Origin of the sequence: Cellulosimicrobium sp. PMB13, from assembly GCF_051294865.1 — a bacterium.
Lineage (GTDB): Bacteria > Actinomycetota > Actinomycetes > Actinomycetales > Cellulomonadaceae > Cellulosimicrobium.
This window is the reverse complement of sequence record NZ_CP145910.1, coordinates 884,049-900,209: the sequence shown is the minus strand read 5'-3', so window position 1 is coordinate 900,209 and position 16,161 is coordinate 884,049. Positions and strand designations below refer to the sequence as shown.

Below are 16,161 nucleotides of genomic sequence, written 5' to 3'. Positions count from 1 at the left end.
TCGGTGCGGCTGCCGCCGCGGACGTTCAGGACTGCTGAGGACGACGGTAGAACGGCAGGGGCACGACCACCACGGGCTCGCCGCGACCGCGGACGTCGACCGCGAGCTCGGTGCCCTCCGCCGCGAGCTCGGGGCTCACGTACGCCATGGCGATCGGGTGCCCGAGCGTGGGCGAGGGCCCCCCCGACGTGACGGTGCCGATCCGGCGCGGCTCTCCCCCGGCCTCAGGCAGCAGGACGGCGTACCCCGCGCGAGCAGGGCGACGGCCCAGCCCCTTGAGGCCGACGAGCACGCGGGCGGGCGGCGACACCTTGCGCGCGGCCAGGGCCTCGCGACCGACGAACGGGAGCGGCGAGCCGTCCGGGGCCGTCTTGTCCAGCTTCACGACCCGGCCGAGGCCCGCCTCGTACGGAGTGGTCGTCGTGTCGAGCTCGTGCCCGTACAGCGGCATCCCGGCCTCGAGCCGCAGCGAGTCGCGCGCGGACAGCCCCGCGGGCACGAGGCCGTGCGGCGCGCCGGCGGCGAGGAGCGTGCGCCAGAGGGCTGCGGCCCGGTCCGCCGGCACGAAGAGCTCGAAGCCGTCCTCACCGGTGTATCCGGTCCGTGCGACGAGCGCGTCGAGACGGCCGTCCTCCACCGCGAGCGCGACGGGCGCCGCGGCGTAGTACTTCATCGTGCGGACCGTCTGTACAGGATCGTCCTGACCTGCGGGGACAGCGTCGGCGTCCACGAGTCCGGCGACGATGTCCTCGGCCTGCGGACCCTGCACCGCGACGAGCGCCGTCTCGCTCCCCCGGTCCGTCACGACCGCGTCGAAGCCTGCGGCCCGCGCCACGAGCTCGCGCGCGACGAGCGGCGCGTTGCCGGCGTTCGCGACCACGAGGAAGCGCTCCGCGTCGAGCCGGTACACGACGAGGTCGTCGAGCACCGAGCCGTCCTCGGCGCAGATCATCGTGTACCTCGCCCGGCCGGTGGCGACCGCACTGAGGTCTCCGACGAGCGCGTGTTCGAGCGCCGCCGCGGCCTGCGGCCCGACGACCTCGATCTCGCCCATGTGCGACAGGTCGAACAGCCCGGCGGCCTCGCGCACCGCACGGTGCTCGGCGAGGTCGGACGTGTAGCGCAGCGGCATCTGCCACCCGCCGAAGCTCGTGAGGCTCGCCCCGAGAGCGACGTGCTCGTCGTGCAGGGGGCTGAACCGGTCCGGCTCCCCCGCGGCTACCTGCTCGGTCGACTGCTCCGTCATCGTGTGATCCTTCCTGGTCGCGTCAGTGCGCGTAGGCGTCGAGGGGCGGGCACGAGCACACGAGGTTGCGGTCGCCGCGCGGGCCGTCGATGCGGCGTACCGGCGGCCAGTACTTGCCGCCGCGCAGGCTCGCGACCGGGTACGCGGCGAGCTCGCGCGAGTACGGCTTGTCCCACGTGTCCGCGGTGAGGGCCGCGGCCGTGTGCGGCGCACCGCGCAGCGGCGACTCCTCGACCGACCAGCGACCCGAGGCCACGGCGTCGATCTCGCCGCGGATCGCGACGAGCGCGTCGACGAACCGGTCGAGCTCGGCGAGGTCCTCGCTCTCCGTCGGCTCGACCATGAGCGTCCCCGCCACGGGGAACGAGAGCGTCGGCGCGTGGAACCCGTAGTCCATGAGGCGCTTCGCCACGTCCTCGGCGGTCACGCCCGTCTCGGAGGTGATCCCCCGGACGTCCAGGATGCACTCGTGCGCGACGAGCCCGTTCGGTCCCGTGTAGAGGACCGGGAAGTGGTCGGTGAGCCGGCTCGCGACGTAGTTGGCGGTGAGGACGGCGGTCTTCGTCGCCTCGGTGAGCCCGTCCGGACCCATGAGGGCGATGTACGCGTAGGAGATCGGCAGGATTCCCGCCGAGCCGTAGCGCGTCGCGGACACCGGGGTGCCCGACGGCGCGGCCGCCTCGCGGTCGGCCCTCGCCGCCGCCAGCGGGTCGCCCGGGAGGAACGGCACGAGGTGCTCCGCGACCGCGACCGGCCCGACGCCCGGGCCTCCGCCGCCGTGCGGGATGCAGAACGTCTTGTGGAGGTTCAGGTGCGACACGTCGCCCCCGAACTCGCCCGGGCGCGCGAGCCCGACGAGCGCGTTGAGGTTCGCGCCGTCGATGTACACCTGGCCGCCAGCCTCGTGTACGAGATCGCAGACCTCGCGCACGTGCTCCTCGTACACCCCGTGCGTCGACGGGTACGTGATCATGATCGCCGCGACGCGCGGGCCGTGGTCCGCCAGCTTGGCACGCAGGTCGTCGAGCAGGATCTCGCCGTCGGCAGCCGTCGCGACGACCTCGACCGTCATCCCGGCGAGGGCCGCCGACGCCGCGTTCGTCCCGTGCGCCGAAGCGGGGATCAGGCACACGTCCCGCTCCGTGTCGCCCCGCGACACGTGGTACTCGCGGATCGCCAGGAGGCCGGCGAACTCGCCCTGCGACCCCGCGTTCGGCTGGACCGACACCCCCGCGTAGCCCGTGATCTCCGCCAGCGCCGCCTCGAGCCCGCCGATGAGCTCCTCGTAGCCCTTCGCCTGGTCAGCGGGTACGAACGGGTGCAGGTCCGCGAACCCCGGCCAGGAGATCGCCTCCATCTCCGCGGTCGCGTTGAGCTTCATCGTGCACGAGCCCAGCGGGATCATCGTGCGGTCCAGCGCCAGGTCCTTGTCCGCAAGACGCCGCAGGTAGCGCAGCATCGAGGTCTCGGAGCGGTGGAGGTGGAAGATGGGGTGCTGCAGGTACTCCGTCGTCCGCGCCGCCCACGCCGGGAGTGTGATCAGGCCGGCTCCGGCGGGGGATGCGGCCCCGACCCCGAACGCCGCCAGCACGGCCGCGATGACGGCGGGGGTGGTGGTCTCGTCGCAGGCGATCTGTACGTGATCGGCGTCGGGGTTGTACAGGTTGATGCCTGCGTCGCTCGCGGCCTGGACGATCTGGGCCGCGCGGCCCGGGACGACCGTGCGGACGGTGTCGAAGAAGACGTCGTGCTCGACCGTGACGCCGCCGGCGCGCAGGGAGTCCGCCAGCGAGGCGGCGTGGCCGTGGGTCCGCTCGGCGATCGCGCGCAGGCCGTCAGGCCCGTGGTAGACGGCGTACATCGACGCGACGATGGCGAGCAGCGCCTGCGCGGTGCAGATGTTGCTCGTCGCCTTCTCCCGGCGGATGTGCTGCTCGCGCGTCTGGAGGGCGAGACGGAAGGCCGTGTCGCCGTCGGCGTCGATCGAGACGCCCACCAGTCGGCCGGGCAGGGACCGCTCGAGGCCCTTGCGGACGGCCATGAAGGCGGCGTGCGGGCCGCCGTAGAAGAGCGGGACGCCGAAGCGCTGAGCCGAGCCCACGGACACGTCGGCACCGAGCTCGCCGGGGGAGACGAGCAGCGTCAGTGCGAGCAGGTCGGTCGCGACCGTGACGAGCGCGCCGCGCTCCTTCGCCTCCGCGACGACGGGCCTCCAGTCCACGACCCGCCCGGACGCACCGGACTGCTGCACGACCACGCCGACCAGCGCCGCGTCGTCGGGCAGGTCCGCGGGGAAGCCTCCGGCGGCGCGCGCTGCCGAGAGCCCCGCCTCGAGGCCGCCCGACAGGTCCGCGACCACGACCGGCAGGCCGATCGCCCCGGCACGGCCGAGGGTGACGGCGAGCGTCTGGGGGAAGAGGTCCGCGTCGACCACCACGTACCCGGTCTTCGCGCGCGACGCCCGCCACATGAGCGCCACGGCCTCCGCGACGGCGGTGGCCTCGTCGAGCAGCGACGCGTTGGCGACGTCCAGACCCGTGAGGTCCTCGACGACCTGCTGGAAGTTGAGGAGCGCCTCGAGGCGGCCCTGCGAGATCTCCGGCTGGTACGGCGTGTACGCCGTGTACCAGGCGGGGGACTCGAGCACGTTGCGGCGGATCACCGGGGGAGTGGTCGTGCCGTAGTAGCCGAGCCCGATCATCTGCGTCTTGACGACGTTCTTCCCCGCGAGCTCGCGCAGGTGGTCGAGCACCTCGGTCTCGGTGCGCGCCGCCGGGAGGTCGAGAGGCCGCTCGGCCCGGATGGAGGCGGGCACCGCGGCGTCGACGAGCGCGTCGAGCGACGCGTACCCGAGCTGGTCGAGCATCGTCTGCACCTCGCGGCCTCGGGGACCGAGGTGGCGGGGCGCGAACGCGCCGGTCGCAGCGTTGTGCCGCGAGCTGGGGTCGAACGACTGCTGGGTCACGAGGGACCTCCGGTGGCGGGGGACGACGAGGGGTCCCTCCCCGCTCTGTCATCGGACGCACGCGTCGACCTGAGAGTTTTGCCGGTCCGCCATGCCCTCACGAGGGCCGGGGCGCGCCGGCTTGCACCGTCGGTGGGCCGCGCGGCGCCGGGGTCCCGACGGCGTGCGGCCGCTTTCCAGAGTTGCCTCGCCGCGACGGTACGTGGGCCTGAGAGATTCCCGGGGAGGAACTTGCTCCTTCGGCGCCGGAGCCGTGGTCGCGTGGACCGTGGCGCCGGGCTCTCCCGTCGTGGTTCGGGCGGCACGGTGGCCCGCCCGTCGACGACGGGCACGGCCACCGCTGAAGCATGAAGTTGTGGGCCCATCGTACCGGCAGCGGCCCCTCGCCGACCGTCGCGGGTCTGGCAGGGTGGTCGCCATGTCCTCCGACACGATCCTCGACGTCGTCCTCCTGCTCGTCCTCGCCGGAGCAGGGATCCTGCTCGTCTGGTGCGCCCGCGCGACGGCGAGCGGACGCGTCGGGCGCAACCAGGTCGCCGGGATCCGCACGGCCACGACCCTCGCGAGCGACGAGGCGTGGCAGACGGCGCACCGTGCCGCCCGCCCGCTCAGCGAGGCGGCCGGCTGGGTGCTGGTCGCGGCAGCGCCGGTGCTCTTCCTCGTCGACGGTGACGAGATCGAGCTCGCCGTCACCCTCGTCGCGACCACGGTGACCCTCGGGCTCACGATCGCGGGGGCCGTCGTCGGGACCCGTGCGGTGCGGGCCACCACGGCCCCGACGCGGCGCGGCGGGACGCGGACCCGCTGACGCCCCGCTCCACCCGCGCGGCGTGACCGGTCCACCCGTGCGGCACGACGCCGCGCCCGGTCGATCCCGGACACGGCGTCCCGGCCCGTCAGGCGGGCTCGGAGACCAGCTCGCGCTGCGCCGTCGGCTCCGCGACCGGTGCGACCGGCGCGGCATCAGCGTCGGCGTCGCGACGCGCCTTCTGCCGGCCGTGGGTGAAGTAGAGGGGGAGTCCCGTCAGGAGGAGGCCGCCCACGAGGTTTCCCACGACCGTGGGGATCTCGTTCCAGACCAGGTAGTCCATGATCGTGAACTCGCCGCCGAGCAGCAGGCCGGACGGGAAGAGGAACATGTTGACGATCGAGTGCTCGAACGCCATGAAGAAGAAGAGCATGACGGGCATCCACATGGCGATCGCCTTGCCCGGGACGTCCTTGGCGATCATCGCGCCGATGACCCCCATCGAGACCATCCAGTTGCACAGCATGCCGCGCACGAACAGGGTGAGCATGCCGGACGCCCCGTGCTCCGCGTACCCGACCGTCCGCCCCTCGCCGATGTGCCCGATGGCCTGACCCACCTCGTTCGGCGGCGTGTCGAACCCGTACGTCACGACGATCGCCATCATCACCGCGACCGCGAACGCCCCGAGGAAGTTGCCGACGAAGACCAGTCCCCAGTTCCGCAGGACGCCGCGCAGCGTGACGCCCGGCCGCTTGTCGAGCCACGCGAGCGGGCCGAGCACGAACATGCCCGTGAGCAGGTCGTACCCGAGCAGGTACAGCATGATGAAGCCGACGGGGAAGAGGACCGCGCCGAGGATCGCATGACCCGTCGTCACGGTCACGGTCACGGCGAACGCGGCAGCGATCGCGAGGATCGCGCCCCCCATCGTGGAGCGGATCAGCGTGTCGCGCGTGGACAGGAGGACCTTGTTCGCGCCGGCATCGACGAGGATCGGAACGAGCTCGGCGGGCTTGACGTAGGACATGGGGCACGGCTCCGGGGGAGAGGTCGGCGGTGGCCTGCCGCGTCGTGCGGCGCTCCCGACGCTAGGCGCGGGGCGTTTCCCGGGCGTGTCTCCGTCCGCGCGGTCTCGTTACGGTCTTCGCTCACCGACGGTCGGCGTGCTGTGAGATCTCCGCACGACGACGGACCGCACCGTGGCCAGCCGGCCCACCGCCCGCTCGAGCGCGCGCGTGCGGCGCTCCGTCGCGCTGAAGGTGACGTCGATGCGGCCGACCCGGCCGCCGTCGTCGGCCGGACGCGTGGCGAGCGAGTCGAAGCTCACGCCGCGCGTCGAGAAGACGCCGGTCAGCGCGGTGAGCGTCCCGGGCCGGTCGTCACCGTGCACGGTCGCGACCCAGTCGACCTCCTCGCCCACGGCGTCCGCGGCGCCCGCGGGGCGCGGTGCGGCCTGCACGGGCTCGGCCCGCTCGCCCCGTCCTGCCGGGCCGGTGACCGCCGCGAGCATCTGCCCGACGCCGTCCGCCGCCTCCGCGAGGCGCCGCGCCTCGTCGTCGGGCAGGGGGTCGAGGAGGACGCGCGTCCAGCCCTCCGGCCCGAGCACGAGGGGGACGCCGAGGACGCCCCGGAACGGCTCGCCCGCGGCGCCGATCGAGACCTCGCGGTCGAGGGCCACCTGGCCGGCGACGACGATCTCGCGCCCGTCGAGGAGCGTCTCGACGAGGTCGACCGTCGCGCTCGCCGTCCCCGCGGGCGTCTTGGCGCCGGACTGGTGCGTCATCCACGGCCGGGTGACCGTCCGCAGGTCGGCCGGCCACGTGTCGATGAGGTCGAACGCCGCGCCGATGTCCTGGGCTGCGACCGCGGCGAGCTCGCGCTTCGCCGCGGCGATCTCGCCGGGCAGGACGTCGAGGGGGCGGCCCCGGCGCAGGGACGCGACGGCGCGACGGCGCTCGTCGAGGTCCAGACCGCTCACCCGGACCGTCGACCACAGCGGCACGGCGTCCTCGCCGTGCTGCCCGCCGACGAATCCGCCCACGCGGTGGCGTCGTACCCCGAGCTCGACCGCGATCTCGCGGCGGAACCGCAGCGTGTCGAGCCACGCGCCCATCCCGAGCACCCGGTGGCGACCGAGCCGAGCGGCCATCACGGCGACGCCGAGCTCGACGGGGTTCGTCACGACGAGCACGACCTCGTGACCCGACCCGTGCCGTGCGATCGCGTCGGCGTGCTCCGCGACGACGGCCAGGTTGGTCGCCGCGAGCAGGCGGCGGTCCGGGTCGGCGCCCGGACGCGCCGGCGCCGTGAGACCCGCCGCGACGACGATCACGTCGGCCGCGACGTCGGCGGGGGAGTGCGCGACGTCGAGCAGCGGCGCGTGCTCGTCGTAGGCGTCGACGAGATCGGCCCGCAGCCCGTGCACCGCCCGGGCCGAGGCGCCGTCGCGCCGTCCGACGAGCTGGAGCCGCGACGTCGACGGCAGGACGCGCCGCTCGACGAGCTGCGTGCACACCTGGCGCCCGACGTCCCCCGTCGCACCGATCACCGCTACGTCCACCCGGGCAGCGTACGTCCCGACGAAGAGCCGTGGTCCGCGAGATAGAGCCCTGGTCGGTGACCAGGGCTCTACCTCGGCCACCAGGGCTCTACCTCGGCCACCAGGGCTCTATCTCGGCGCGGTGGTCCGAGGTCACGCGAAGGAGATCTCTGCCGCGGCGTCGACCATCTCGTCGAGGACCGCGCTGACGACCGGACGCGGCTCGTGCCGCGTGGCGCGGTGCCGTGCGACGAGCCGGCGCGAACCGAGACCCGGCAGGCCGACGACCGTGACGCCGTCGGGCACCTCGTCGGACGCACCGCCCTCGACCGCCAGCGCCGGGAGCATCGCGACGCCGAGCCCGACGGCGACGAGCGAGAGCGCGACGTCGAAGTCGTAGTACAGGTGCTGCGTCCGCAGGGTGCCGCCGAGGCCTTGGGAGAGCCGGCGCAGCGCGCGCGCCGCGGCGGTGTCGGGCTGCGGCCCGAGCCAGACGGCGTCGCGCACGTCGTCGAGGCGGGCGGGGGTGGGCATCGAGGCGGGGACGACGAGCCGCCAGGGTTCCTCGAGCAGGACGACCTCGTGCGTGCCGCGGGGCGCGGGGGCTTCTGCGGCCTCGAAGTCGCGCTCGAGGAGCACGACGTCGAGCTCGCCGGCGCGCAGGAGGCGCAGCGCCTCGGCGGGCTCGCGCTCCTGCACGTCGAGGTCGATCCCGGGCGAGGTCTCGGCCAGCCGTGCCGCGACCGGGGCGACGACCGCGCGGATCGCGGACTGGAACGCCCCCACGGCGACACGACCCGCGACCTCGTCGCCCAGCGCGGCGAGCTCCTTGCGCGCCTCGACGAGCTCGGTCTCGATGCGCTCGGCGACGTCGGCGAGGACGCGTCCCGCCGGTGTGAGGGTGACGCCGCGCGGGCCGCGGTCGAGCACGAGGACGCCCTCCTCGGCCTCGAGCCGCTGGATCTGCTGCGAGACGGCAGAGGGGGTGACTCCTAACAGATCCGCGGCCGCGAGCACACCTCCGCCCCGGTGCACGGCAAGGAGGAAGGCAAGTCTGCGTGGGTCCGTCGCCATGTAGCAATACTAAACGGCGGGTCTAGCAGCGTTCGATTGTGCTGAACGAAAATCCCGCCCACACTGGTGCACGGCGCCGGTCGGTTTCCTCCTCCTTACGGGTCGGCGCCCGAGCTTCGCACCACCCGCGCCACCAGCCACGAGCCCGGAGCGCACAGCCACCGCAGCGTCGCGGAACCCCCTCCACCCACCTCCTCGTCGCCGGAGTCTGCTGTGCCTATCACCCTCGACACGTTCGTCATGTTCCTCGGCTGGATCGGCGCCGCCGCCGGCGTCGTCGCCTATGCGCAGGTCACCCGCGGCCGCTGGGCCGCGTCGTCCGCGCCGTTCCAGCTCACCAACCTCACGGCGGCCGGTCTCATGGGCCTCGTCGCGGCGGCGAACGGGGTGTGGCCGTCCGTCTTCGCGAACCTCGTGTGGATCGTCATCGGCATCCAGGCGGTCGTGCTCCTCGTCCGCGCGCGCCGGGCCCGACGCCGCCCTGCCGCCGAGCTGGTCGCCGTGCCCGACGAGGTCGAGCTCGCCGCGTGACGACCGTCCGGGCCCGGTGTTCAGACGCCGGCCGGCGGGATGAGCCCGATGAGCAGGCCCATCACCAGCAGCGTCACGAGCTCGTGCGCGGAGTTGAGGACGGTCAGCCCCACCGGCCGCCCCTCGAACGCGTCGTGCGTGATGAACCGCGCGGCCGTGAAGCCTGCCCAGAGCACGAGCGCCGTCAGCACCGCGTTGCCGAGGTAGCCGCCGCCGTAGAACGACCACGCCAGGTAGGTCGCGCCCGCGAGCACCCAGGCGGTCACGAAGCTCACGACGAGGGTCACCACGATCGGCACGACGGCGCCCCGGCCCTCCCCGGACGGGTCCACCTTCGCGACCCGCATCCAGTACGTGCCGAACACCTTCGGCGTGTACCAGACCGACCCCACGACCATGCTCGACACCGTGGCGGCCAGCACCGCCCAGTAGCTGATCTCCGGAACCATCGGACCGCTCCCTCGCCGTCGACGCCCTGGGTCGGAGCGTATCGACCCTGGCTGCGGGGTGCGCGGGATGCGTGACGGCCCGCGCAGTCAGCGGTCGGACCGTGCCGGCCTCCCGGCTACGGGTGCCACCGCTGGCACCGTGCGAGCGCGTCGCCGGGCGGTCGCTGCGAGCACGCCGCCGACCACGACCAGTCCGAGCGCCGCCGCGAGGGACGACGACGTCGTCGCTCCGGTCGCCGCGAGCGGGCCCCCGCTCTCGTCGCCGCCGGTGCCGGACGTGCCGCCGCCCGGTGTGCCGCCCGGTGTACCGCCCGGCCCGGGCTGCCCGGGCGGGTCCGTCGGCCCGGGCGGGAGCGCTCCGTCGACGGCGAGCACGAAGTCGAGCCCGGTGACGGCTGCGTCGACAACCTCGAACGGCAGCTCGCCCGCTCCCTCGACCGTGTAGCCGTCCGGCGGGACGATGCGCGCCGCGTAGGCCCCGGCGGGAAGCTCCGCGGTCCACGTTCCGTCGTCCGCGGTCGTCGCGGTCGCCACCACGACGCCGTCGGCGTCGAGCACGTCGACCTGCACACCGGGGACAGGGGCGCCGTCACCGTCGACGACCGTCCCGCCGGCCGACACCGGCGGGACCACCTGCGCGAGCGCGAAGTCCTGGTCCAGACGGTTCTCACCGGCCGCGCTGATCGTCACCTGCCGTTCCGTCGACGTCGCGGTGTAGCCGTCGGGCACCGTGAGGACGATCGCGTAGTCGCCCGGCGCGAGGTCGCCGAGGAAGTACGCGCCGTCGGCGTCGGTCACGAGCTCGACCGGACCAGCCGGCCCGTCGACCGTGACGGTGGCGCCAGGTACGGGGTCTCCTGCGTCGTCGGTGACCACGCCGCCGACGGCGCCCGGCCGCGCGAGCGCGAAGTCGACGTCCGTGACGTCCTCCGCCGCGACCGCCACCGTGCGCGTCGTGGGCCCGTCGGCCGTGAAGCCGAACGGGACCTCGACGCTCACCGTGTACTCGCCGGGCGGGAGGAGGTCGGCCACGTAGGTGCCGTCGGCGGCGGTCGGGACCGTCACCGTCCCGCCCGGTCCGGTGATCGTCACGACGGCGCCCGCGACCGGCGCGCCGCCTGCAGTGACCGTTCCCGAGAGCGACGGCGGCGGCTGCACGACGAAGTCGTTGCCCGTGCTGGGCGCCTCCTCGCCGACGTCGACGGTGAGGGCCGGCGGCGTCGTCGTCACCGTGGAGCCTGCGGGGAGGTCGGTCACCCCGAACGTGTACTCGAGCGGCTGACCGGCCTCGAGGTCCCACGCCACGTCGTCGATCACGTAGCCGCCCTGGGAGTTCGTGACCGCCGTCAGCGGCGGGCCCCCACCAGCAGGCGTCAGCGTGACGGTGGCACCCGGGACGGGCGTGCCGTCGTCGGACAGGACGGTGCCGCTCACCGCGATGGGCTGGATCACGCGCGCCGCGAGGTCGACGTCGGTCGCGTCGGTCACCGAGAGGTCGACGTCCGTGACCGTCGAGGACCCGGAGGGGACGAGTCCGAACGGGTGCTCGCCGCCGGCCTCGGGCAGGGCGGTCAGCTCGACCGCGTACCCGCCCGCTGCGGTGAACCCCGGGAACGAGTAGGTCCCGTCGGCCGCGGACGTCGTCGTCGCGAGCGCTGTGCCGTCAGGGCCGAAGAGCGTGAGGGTGGCCCCCGTGACCACGGAGCCCGTGGGGGCGCCGTCGGCGTCGACCAGGTCGACGACTCCCGAGATGTCGCGCGCGAGCGAGGCGAACCACGTCTGGTAGACGGGGAAGCCCGATCGCTGGAAGAAGAAGACCGTCAGGCTGGTGACGGGGACGCTGGGCCGGAACCAGCCCGCCGCACCCGACGTGTCCGTGCCGGCGAGGTTGCCGGCCACCTCGCCCGTGACCGGGTCCCACGTCGCGACGTCCGTCGCGGAGCCCGTGCACGACGGCCCCGGCGAGACCGCGCAGTAGTTGAACCCGCCCTGCCAGCCGAGCTCCGCGCCCGTGAGCAGCCGGCCGCCCTCGCCGCGCGCGACCACGACGGCGCGGTCCGCGTCGATGTCGCCGAGGACGAACGCCCATCCGCCGGCCGGCGTGGGCCGCTCGAACGTGTAGGTCGTGGTGGACGGCGAGGTCGCGTTGTCCGCGCGCGGCCGCAGGTTCAGGTACTCCTGCCCCTGGCTGGACCCGAACACGGCGCCCGGCGGGGTCGCGGTGCTGAGCCAGCTGCTCGCGCCCGACTGGACTCCGACCTGGCCGCCGCGGGAGTCCGACGTCACGGACGCTGCCGGGAAGCCGCCGGCCGGGAGCTGCATCGTCGTGGTCCACGCGCCCGCCGCGCCGGTGAGCGGCTGCCAGTCCGCCCAGCCCGCCGTGGTGACGGCGCTCGCCGACGTCGCGGGGACGAGCGCCGCGAGCAGCACGAGGAGGAGCGCGGCGCACCCGGCAAGAGGTCGTGTGACGTGATGCACACGAGACACGGTAGGAGACACCTGCCCGCTGTGCGCGGGAAGGGGCTACCGCGCCCCGCCGGGCGGGCGTCGCGCGGCACCTCGCGCGGGCGCGTCCCGGCCGTCGACGACGACGTCCACGACGAGCGCCCGGTGGTCCGACAGTCCCGTGTCCACGGCGACCGTGCGACCGACCGACCGCACCACCGGACCGCCGGGGGCGGCGTCGGCGAGGACGTGGTCGATCTGCCGCACCGGGCGGTCGGCGGGGTGCGTGAGGTGGTCCGCGAGGGCGGCCCAGCCGCTGATCTCTGCGGGTTCGGGCGCCCGCAGGTTGAGGTCGCCCAGGAGCACGAGCGGTCGCGGCAGCCCGGCGCACGCCTGCACGAAGGACCGGAACTGGTCCGCCGTGAACTCGGGCCGGGACGTCGTGTGGGTCGTGACGACGCTCAGCGTGCCCCACGGCGTCCGCACCGCTGCCGCGAGCGCCGCGCGCGGCTCGTCCGGGACGACCCGCACCGGGAGCAGTCGGCCGATCCCCGAGGAGGCCGAGGACGGGGCGCGGCGCCGGACCCGGGACCGCCACGGCATGCGGTCGAGCTCGAGCCGCAGCCACCGGTCGACGGGGTACCGACTGACGAGCCCGATCCCGAACGATGCGACGCCGGGGACCCGCCGGGCGCCGCGACCCGGACGGCCCGCCGGTGCCCAGGCGCCGGACACGCCACGCAGCGTGGGGGACAGGTGGTGGTGCTGAGCGCCCAGCGCCTCGGCGGCGACGGCGACCAGGTCGGTCCGGTGGGAGCGTGGCGAGTCGCGCTCGACCTCCTGGAGCGCGAGGACGTCGGCGTCCAGGGCCGCGACGGCGCGCGCGAAACGCTCGACGTCGACGGTCCCGTCGAGCGCGGCACCGTGCAGGGTGTTGAAGGTCGCGAGGCGGAGCATGCCCGGTGCGCGCGGGGGCACCGCGGTCGAGCTCGGCGGGGACGTCACCGATGCAGGGTGGCACGCCACGCGACGACTCGCTCGACGGCCTCGGCGACCGTCGTGGGCGCTGCCGCGAAGGAGAGGCGTACCCAGTCGCGGCCGTTCACACCGTCGAAGTCGGTGCCGGGCGTCAGCGCGACCCCCGCCTCGGCCAGGAGCCGCTCGCACCACGTCACGGAGTCCATGCCGTCGCCGGACACGTCGGCGTAGACGTAGAACGCGCCGTCCGCCGGGGCGACGCGCGACCAGCCGAGGTCGTCGAGCCGGGACAGGACGAGCTCGCGCGACGCCGCGTAGCGCGCGACGTTCTCCTCCGCGGCCGCGTACCCCTCGGGCGAGAAGGCCGCGACGCCCGCGTGCTGCGCGAGAGCGGGCGGCGAGAGCGCGACGTTGCCCGCGAGGGCGTCGACCGGCCCGACGAGCTCGTCGGGCAGCACGAGCCACCCGAGGCGCCAGCCCGTCATCGCCCAGTACTTGGAGAACGAGCTGACGACGACGGCGCCGTCGCGCGTGTACCGGGCCGCGGTGGGCGAGCCGCCCCCGACGGCCGTCTGCGGCCCGCCGAGGGTCCCGGGCGCCGATGTACGAGAGGAGGACCCGTCGTCGTACACGATGCCGTGGTAGATCTCGTCGCTGACCAGGCGCACGTCGTGGTCGGTGCACCACGCCGCCACCGCCGCGAGCTCGTCCGGCAGGATCATCGTCCCGGTCGGGTTGGCGGGGCTCGCGAGCACGAGCCCGTCGAGACCCCCGCCGTAGTACGCCTCCATGAGCTGCGACACCGTGGGCTGGTACCGGGTCTCCGGCCCGCAGTCGAGCTCGACGACCTCGCACCCGAGCGCCGCGAGGATGTTCTTGTACGCGGGATAGCCGGGGCGGGCGAGCGCGACGCGGTCGCCGACGTCGAACGCCGCGAGGAACGCGAGGAGGAAGCCGCCCGACGAGCCCGTCGTCACCGCGACGCGCGCCGGGTCCACCTCGACGTCGTACCAGCGGCCGTAGTGCTCGGCGATCGCGCGCCGCAGCGCCGGCACGCCGAGCGCCTCGGTGTACCCGAGGTCGCCGCTCTCGAGGAGCTCGATCGCGCGGCGCCGCACGACGTCCGACGCCCCGGTCGCCGGCTCGCCCGCGCACAGGTTCAGCACCGACGCCCCGGCGTCGCGCAGCCGGTTCGCCTCCGCGAGCACCTGCATGACGGCGAACGGCGGCACGTGCGAGCGGCGCGAGACCTTCATCGACCCGGACATGGACCCATCATGCCGCCGACGTCTGCCTAGGCTGGGTGACGACGTGCCACGAGCGATGCGACAGGAGGCGCACCGTGTTCCGCAGACGACAGCGAGTGCCCGACGACGACCCGGTCCGCCGCGCGGCGCAGTACCGCGTCGACCGCGAGATCGAGCGTGAGGACGCCGCCGACGACGCCGCCGCCGATGCCGACGATCCCGAGACCGTCCGCACGCCGCGGCGGGTGCGGCCCGAGGATCGCGCACAGTACGTCGACGTGGTGATCGACCAGGCGATCCGGCGCGGCGAGTTCGACGACCTGCCGCTCGCGGGCAAGCCGATCCCCGGCCTGACGGGCCGCCACGACCCGGACTGGTGGCTCAAGAGCGTCATCGAGCGCGAGCGGCTCACCGGGCTGGGTCCGCCCGCGATGCTGCTCAAGGCCGAGGACCATGGCCTCGACGACCGCCTCGACCAGGAGCTCGACGAGAAGGTCGTCCGCGAGCTCCTCGAGGACTTCAACGCGCGCGTCGTCGACGCCCGCCGCCAGCTCCTCGGCGGGCCGCCCGTCGTGACGCCGACGCGCGACGTCGAGGCCGAGGTCGTGCGCTGGCGGGCCCGGCGCGCGCCCGGGGGGCGCCGCTCCTAGGGTCGGGGCATGGCCGGCTGGCAGCCCGACGTCCTGGGCGACGACTACGAGCAGCTCACGCTGCCCCTCGCGCCCGACGACGAGGGCGACGTGGTCGCCACGCTCGTGCGGCGCCGTCGGGCCGGGGACGCCACCGGGGCGAGGCCCACGGGCGACCCCGAGCCGTACCTCGACGTGCTCTACGTGCACGGCTGGTCCGACTACTTCTTCCAGACCGAGCTCGCCGAGTTCTGGGAGGCGCACGGCGCGCGCTTCCACGCGCTCGACCTGCGCAAGTACGGCCGCTCCCTGCGCCCGGGCCAGACCCCCGGGTACGTCACGGACCTCGCCACGTACGACGAGGACGTCGAGGCGGCGCTCGACGCGATCGGTCACGGGGTCCGCCGCACGAGCCGACGCCGGCTCGTGCTCATGGGTCACTCCACGGGCGGGCTCACGCTCAGCCTGTGGGCGGCGCACCACCCGGGGCGGGCGTCCGCCGTCGTCCTCAACAGCCCGTGGCTCGAGTTCCAGACGCGCGAGGTGGGGCGGCTGCTGCTCGAGCCCGTGATCGGCGCGCGCGCCCGACTGACCCCGAACCGGCCGCTGCCCAACGTGGACCTCGGCTTCTACACGCGGACGGTGAGCAAGGACTTCGACGGCGAGTGGACGTACGACCTCGCGTGGCGCCCGCAGCACGGCTTCAGCACGACGCCTGCCTGGCTGACCGCGGTCTTCCACGGGCACCAGGAGGTCGCGCGCGGCCTCGGCATCGGGGTGCCCGTGCTCGTCCTGCTGTCGACGCGCAGCACGCTCGCACCGCGCTGGACTCCGGAGATGGCGCACACCGACACGGCGATCGACGTGGACGGCGTCGCGCTGCGGTCCGTCCGGCTCGGCGACCTCGTGACCGTCGCGCGCATCGACGGTGCGCTGCACGACGTCGTGCTCTCCGCTCGCCCGGTCCGCGCGCTCGCGTACGGGCGCCTCGCGCAGTGGCTCACGGCGTACCTCCCCGCGCCGGTCCCCGTGGCCGACGACGCGGCCTCCTCCCCGGGAGCCGAGCGGCCCGGCGCGGGGTCCCTGGACGACGACGGCGCGCCCACCGCCCACGGGGCGCGTCGCCTCGTGGGTGCGCTGCACGGCTGGGGCCGCCGGGTCGCGCGGGCGGCGGGGAGCGTCGTCGGGCAGGTCCGGGGACGCGTTCGCGGACGGGCAGAGCGTCACGGGACCCGTCACACCGCGGAAACGCGGCGGTGACCGTGCGGTGACGGTCCGGCCCTAGCGTGCGGTCGACGGCGGCCTCC

13 protein-coding genes and 1 riboswitch are annotated in these 16,161 nt (G+C 74.5%); of the genes, 4 read left to right on the top strand and 9 right to left on the bottom strand.

Translation table 11 applies throughout. The annotated features are described in order from the left end of the window. Window positions 1-25 precede the first annotated feature (25 nt). A complete protein-coding gene (gene gcvT / locus V5D56_RS04330) occupies window positions 26-1,246 on the bottom strand; it encodes a glycine cleavage system aminomethyltransferase GcvT (RefSeq protein ID WP_435737830.1) in 1,221 nt (406 codons plus the stop codon). A gap of 22 nt (window positions 1,247-1,268) precedes the next feature. Then, window positions 1,269-4,211 (bottom strand): aminomethyl-transferring glycine dehydrogenase, encoded by a 2,943-nt coding sequence (gcvP, locus tag V5D56_RS04325; RefSeq protein ID WP_435737829.1) that lies wholly within the window; start codon window positions 4,209-4,211, stop codon window positions 1,269-1,271. Between the two features lie 186 nt (window positions 4,212-4,397). Beyond that, window positions 4,398-4,508: riboswitch (glycine riboswitch) on the bottom strand. Window positions 4,509-4,629: 121 nt separating this feature from the next. Here gcvP and V5D56_RS04320 point away from each other — a divergent pair. Next, the gene (locus tag V5D56_RS04320) at window positions 4,630-5,019 is read left to right on the top strand and encodes an SdpI family protein (RefSeq protein ID WP_435737828.1); all 390 of its coding nucleotides are present in this window, start codon (window positions 4,630-4,632) and stop codon (window positions 5,017-5,019) included. Between the two features lie 88 nt (window positions 5,020-5,107). Here V5D56_RS04320 and V5D56_RS04315 read toward each other — a convergent pair whose 3' ends face one another. The 3 genes from V5D56_RS04315 to V5D56_RS04305 all read right to left on the bottom strand — a co-directional run bounded on the left by V5D56_RS04315 (window position 5,108) and on the right by V5D56_RS04305 (window position 8,575). Further along, window positions 5,108-5,989 carry a formate/nitrite transporter family protein gene (locus tag V5D56_RS04315; protein WP_435737827.1) on the bottom strand — a complete coding sequence of 294 codons (882 nt, stop codon included), beginning with the start codon at window positions 5,987-5,989 and terminating at the stop codon, window positions 5,108-5,110. A 108-nt stretch (window positions 5,990-6,097) separates the two neighbouring features. Continuing rightward, a complete protein-coding gene (locus V5D56_RS04310; protein WP_435737826.1) occupies window positions 6,098-7,522 on the bottom strand; it encodes a lactate/malate family dehydrogenase in 1,425 nt (474 codons plus the stop codon). A 132-nt stretch (window positions 7,523-7,654) separates the two neighbouring features. Continuing rightward, window positions 7,655-8,575, bottom strand: coding sequence for a LysR family transcriptional regulator (locus V5D56_RS04305; RefSeq protein WP_435737825.1), 921 nt, complete (start codon window positions 8,573-8,575; stop codon window positions 7,655-7,657). Between the two features lie 213 nt (window positions 8,576-8,788). Here V5D56_RS04305 and V5D56_RS04300 point away from each other — a divergent pair, with 213 nt between their 5' ends. Continuing rightward, window positions 8,789-9,106, top strand: coding sequence for a CBU_0592 family membrane protein (locus tag V5D56_RS04300; RefSeq protein WP_435737824.1), 318 nt, complete (start codon window positions 8,789-8,791; stop codon window positions 9,104-9,106). A 20-nt stretch (window positions 9,107-9,126) separates the two neighbouring features. Here V5D56_RS04300 and V5D56_RS04295 read toward each other — a convergent pair whose 3' ends face one another. The 4 genes from V5D56_RS04295 to V5D56_RS04280 all read right to left on the bottom strand — a co-directional run bounded on the left by V5D56_RS04295 (window position 9,127) and on the right by V5D56_RS04280 (window position 14,234). Beyond that, complete coding sequence (locus V5D56_RS04295; protein ID WP_435737823.1) at window positions 9,127-9,555, bottom strand: DUF1761 domain-containing protein; 429 nt, start codon at window positions 9,553-9,555, stop codon at window positions 9,127-9,129. An 87-nt stretch (window positions 9,556-9,642) separates the two neighbouring features. Continuing rightward, window positions 9,643-12,033, bottom strand: a complete 2,391-nt coding sequence (locus V5D56_RS04290) for an MSCRAMM family protein (protein ID WP_435737822.1) — start codon at window positions 12,031-12,033, stop codon at window positions 9,643-9,645. Between the two features lie 45 nt (window positions 12,034-12,078). Then, window positions 12,079-13,005, bottom strand: coding sequence for an endonuclease/exonuclease/phosphatase family protein (locus V5D56_RS04285; RefSeq protein ID WP_435737821.1), 927 nt, complete (start codon window positions 13,003-13,005; stop codon window positions 12,079-12,081). Then, a complete protein-coding gene (locus tag V5D56_RS04280; RefSeq protein ID WP_435738951.1) occupies window positions 13,002-14,234 on the bottom strand; it encodes a pyridoxal phosphate-dependent aminotransferase in 1,233 nt (410 codons plus the stop codon). The genes V5D56_RS04285 and V5D56_RS04280 overlap by 4 nt, the downstream gene beginning before the upstream one ends. A gap of 86 nt (window positions 14,235-14,320) precedes the next feature. Between V5D56_RS04280 and V5D56_RS04275 the strand changes: the two genes are divergently transcribed. Further along, window positions 14,321-14,875, top strand: a complete 555-nt coding sequence (locus V5D56_RS04275) for a DUF1992 domain-containing protein (protein WP_435737820.1) — start codon at window positions 14,321-14,323, stop codon at window positions 14,873-14,875. Between the two features lie 9 nt (window positions 14,876-14,884). Further along, window positions 14,885-16,114 (top strand): alpha/beta hydrolase, encoded by a 1,230-nt coding sequence (locus tag V5D56_RS04270; RefSeq protein WP_435737819.1) that lies wholly within the window; start codon window positions 14,885-14,887, stop codon window positions 16,112-16,114. The last annotated feature ends 47 nt before the right edge of the window (window positions 16,115-16,161 follow it).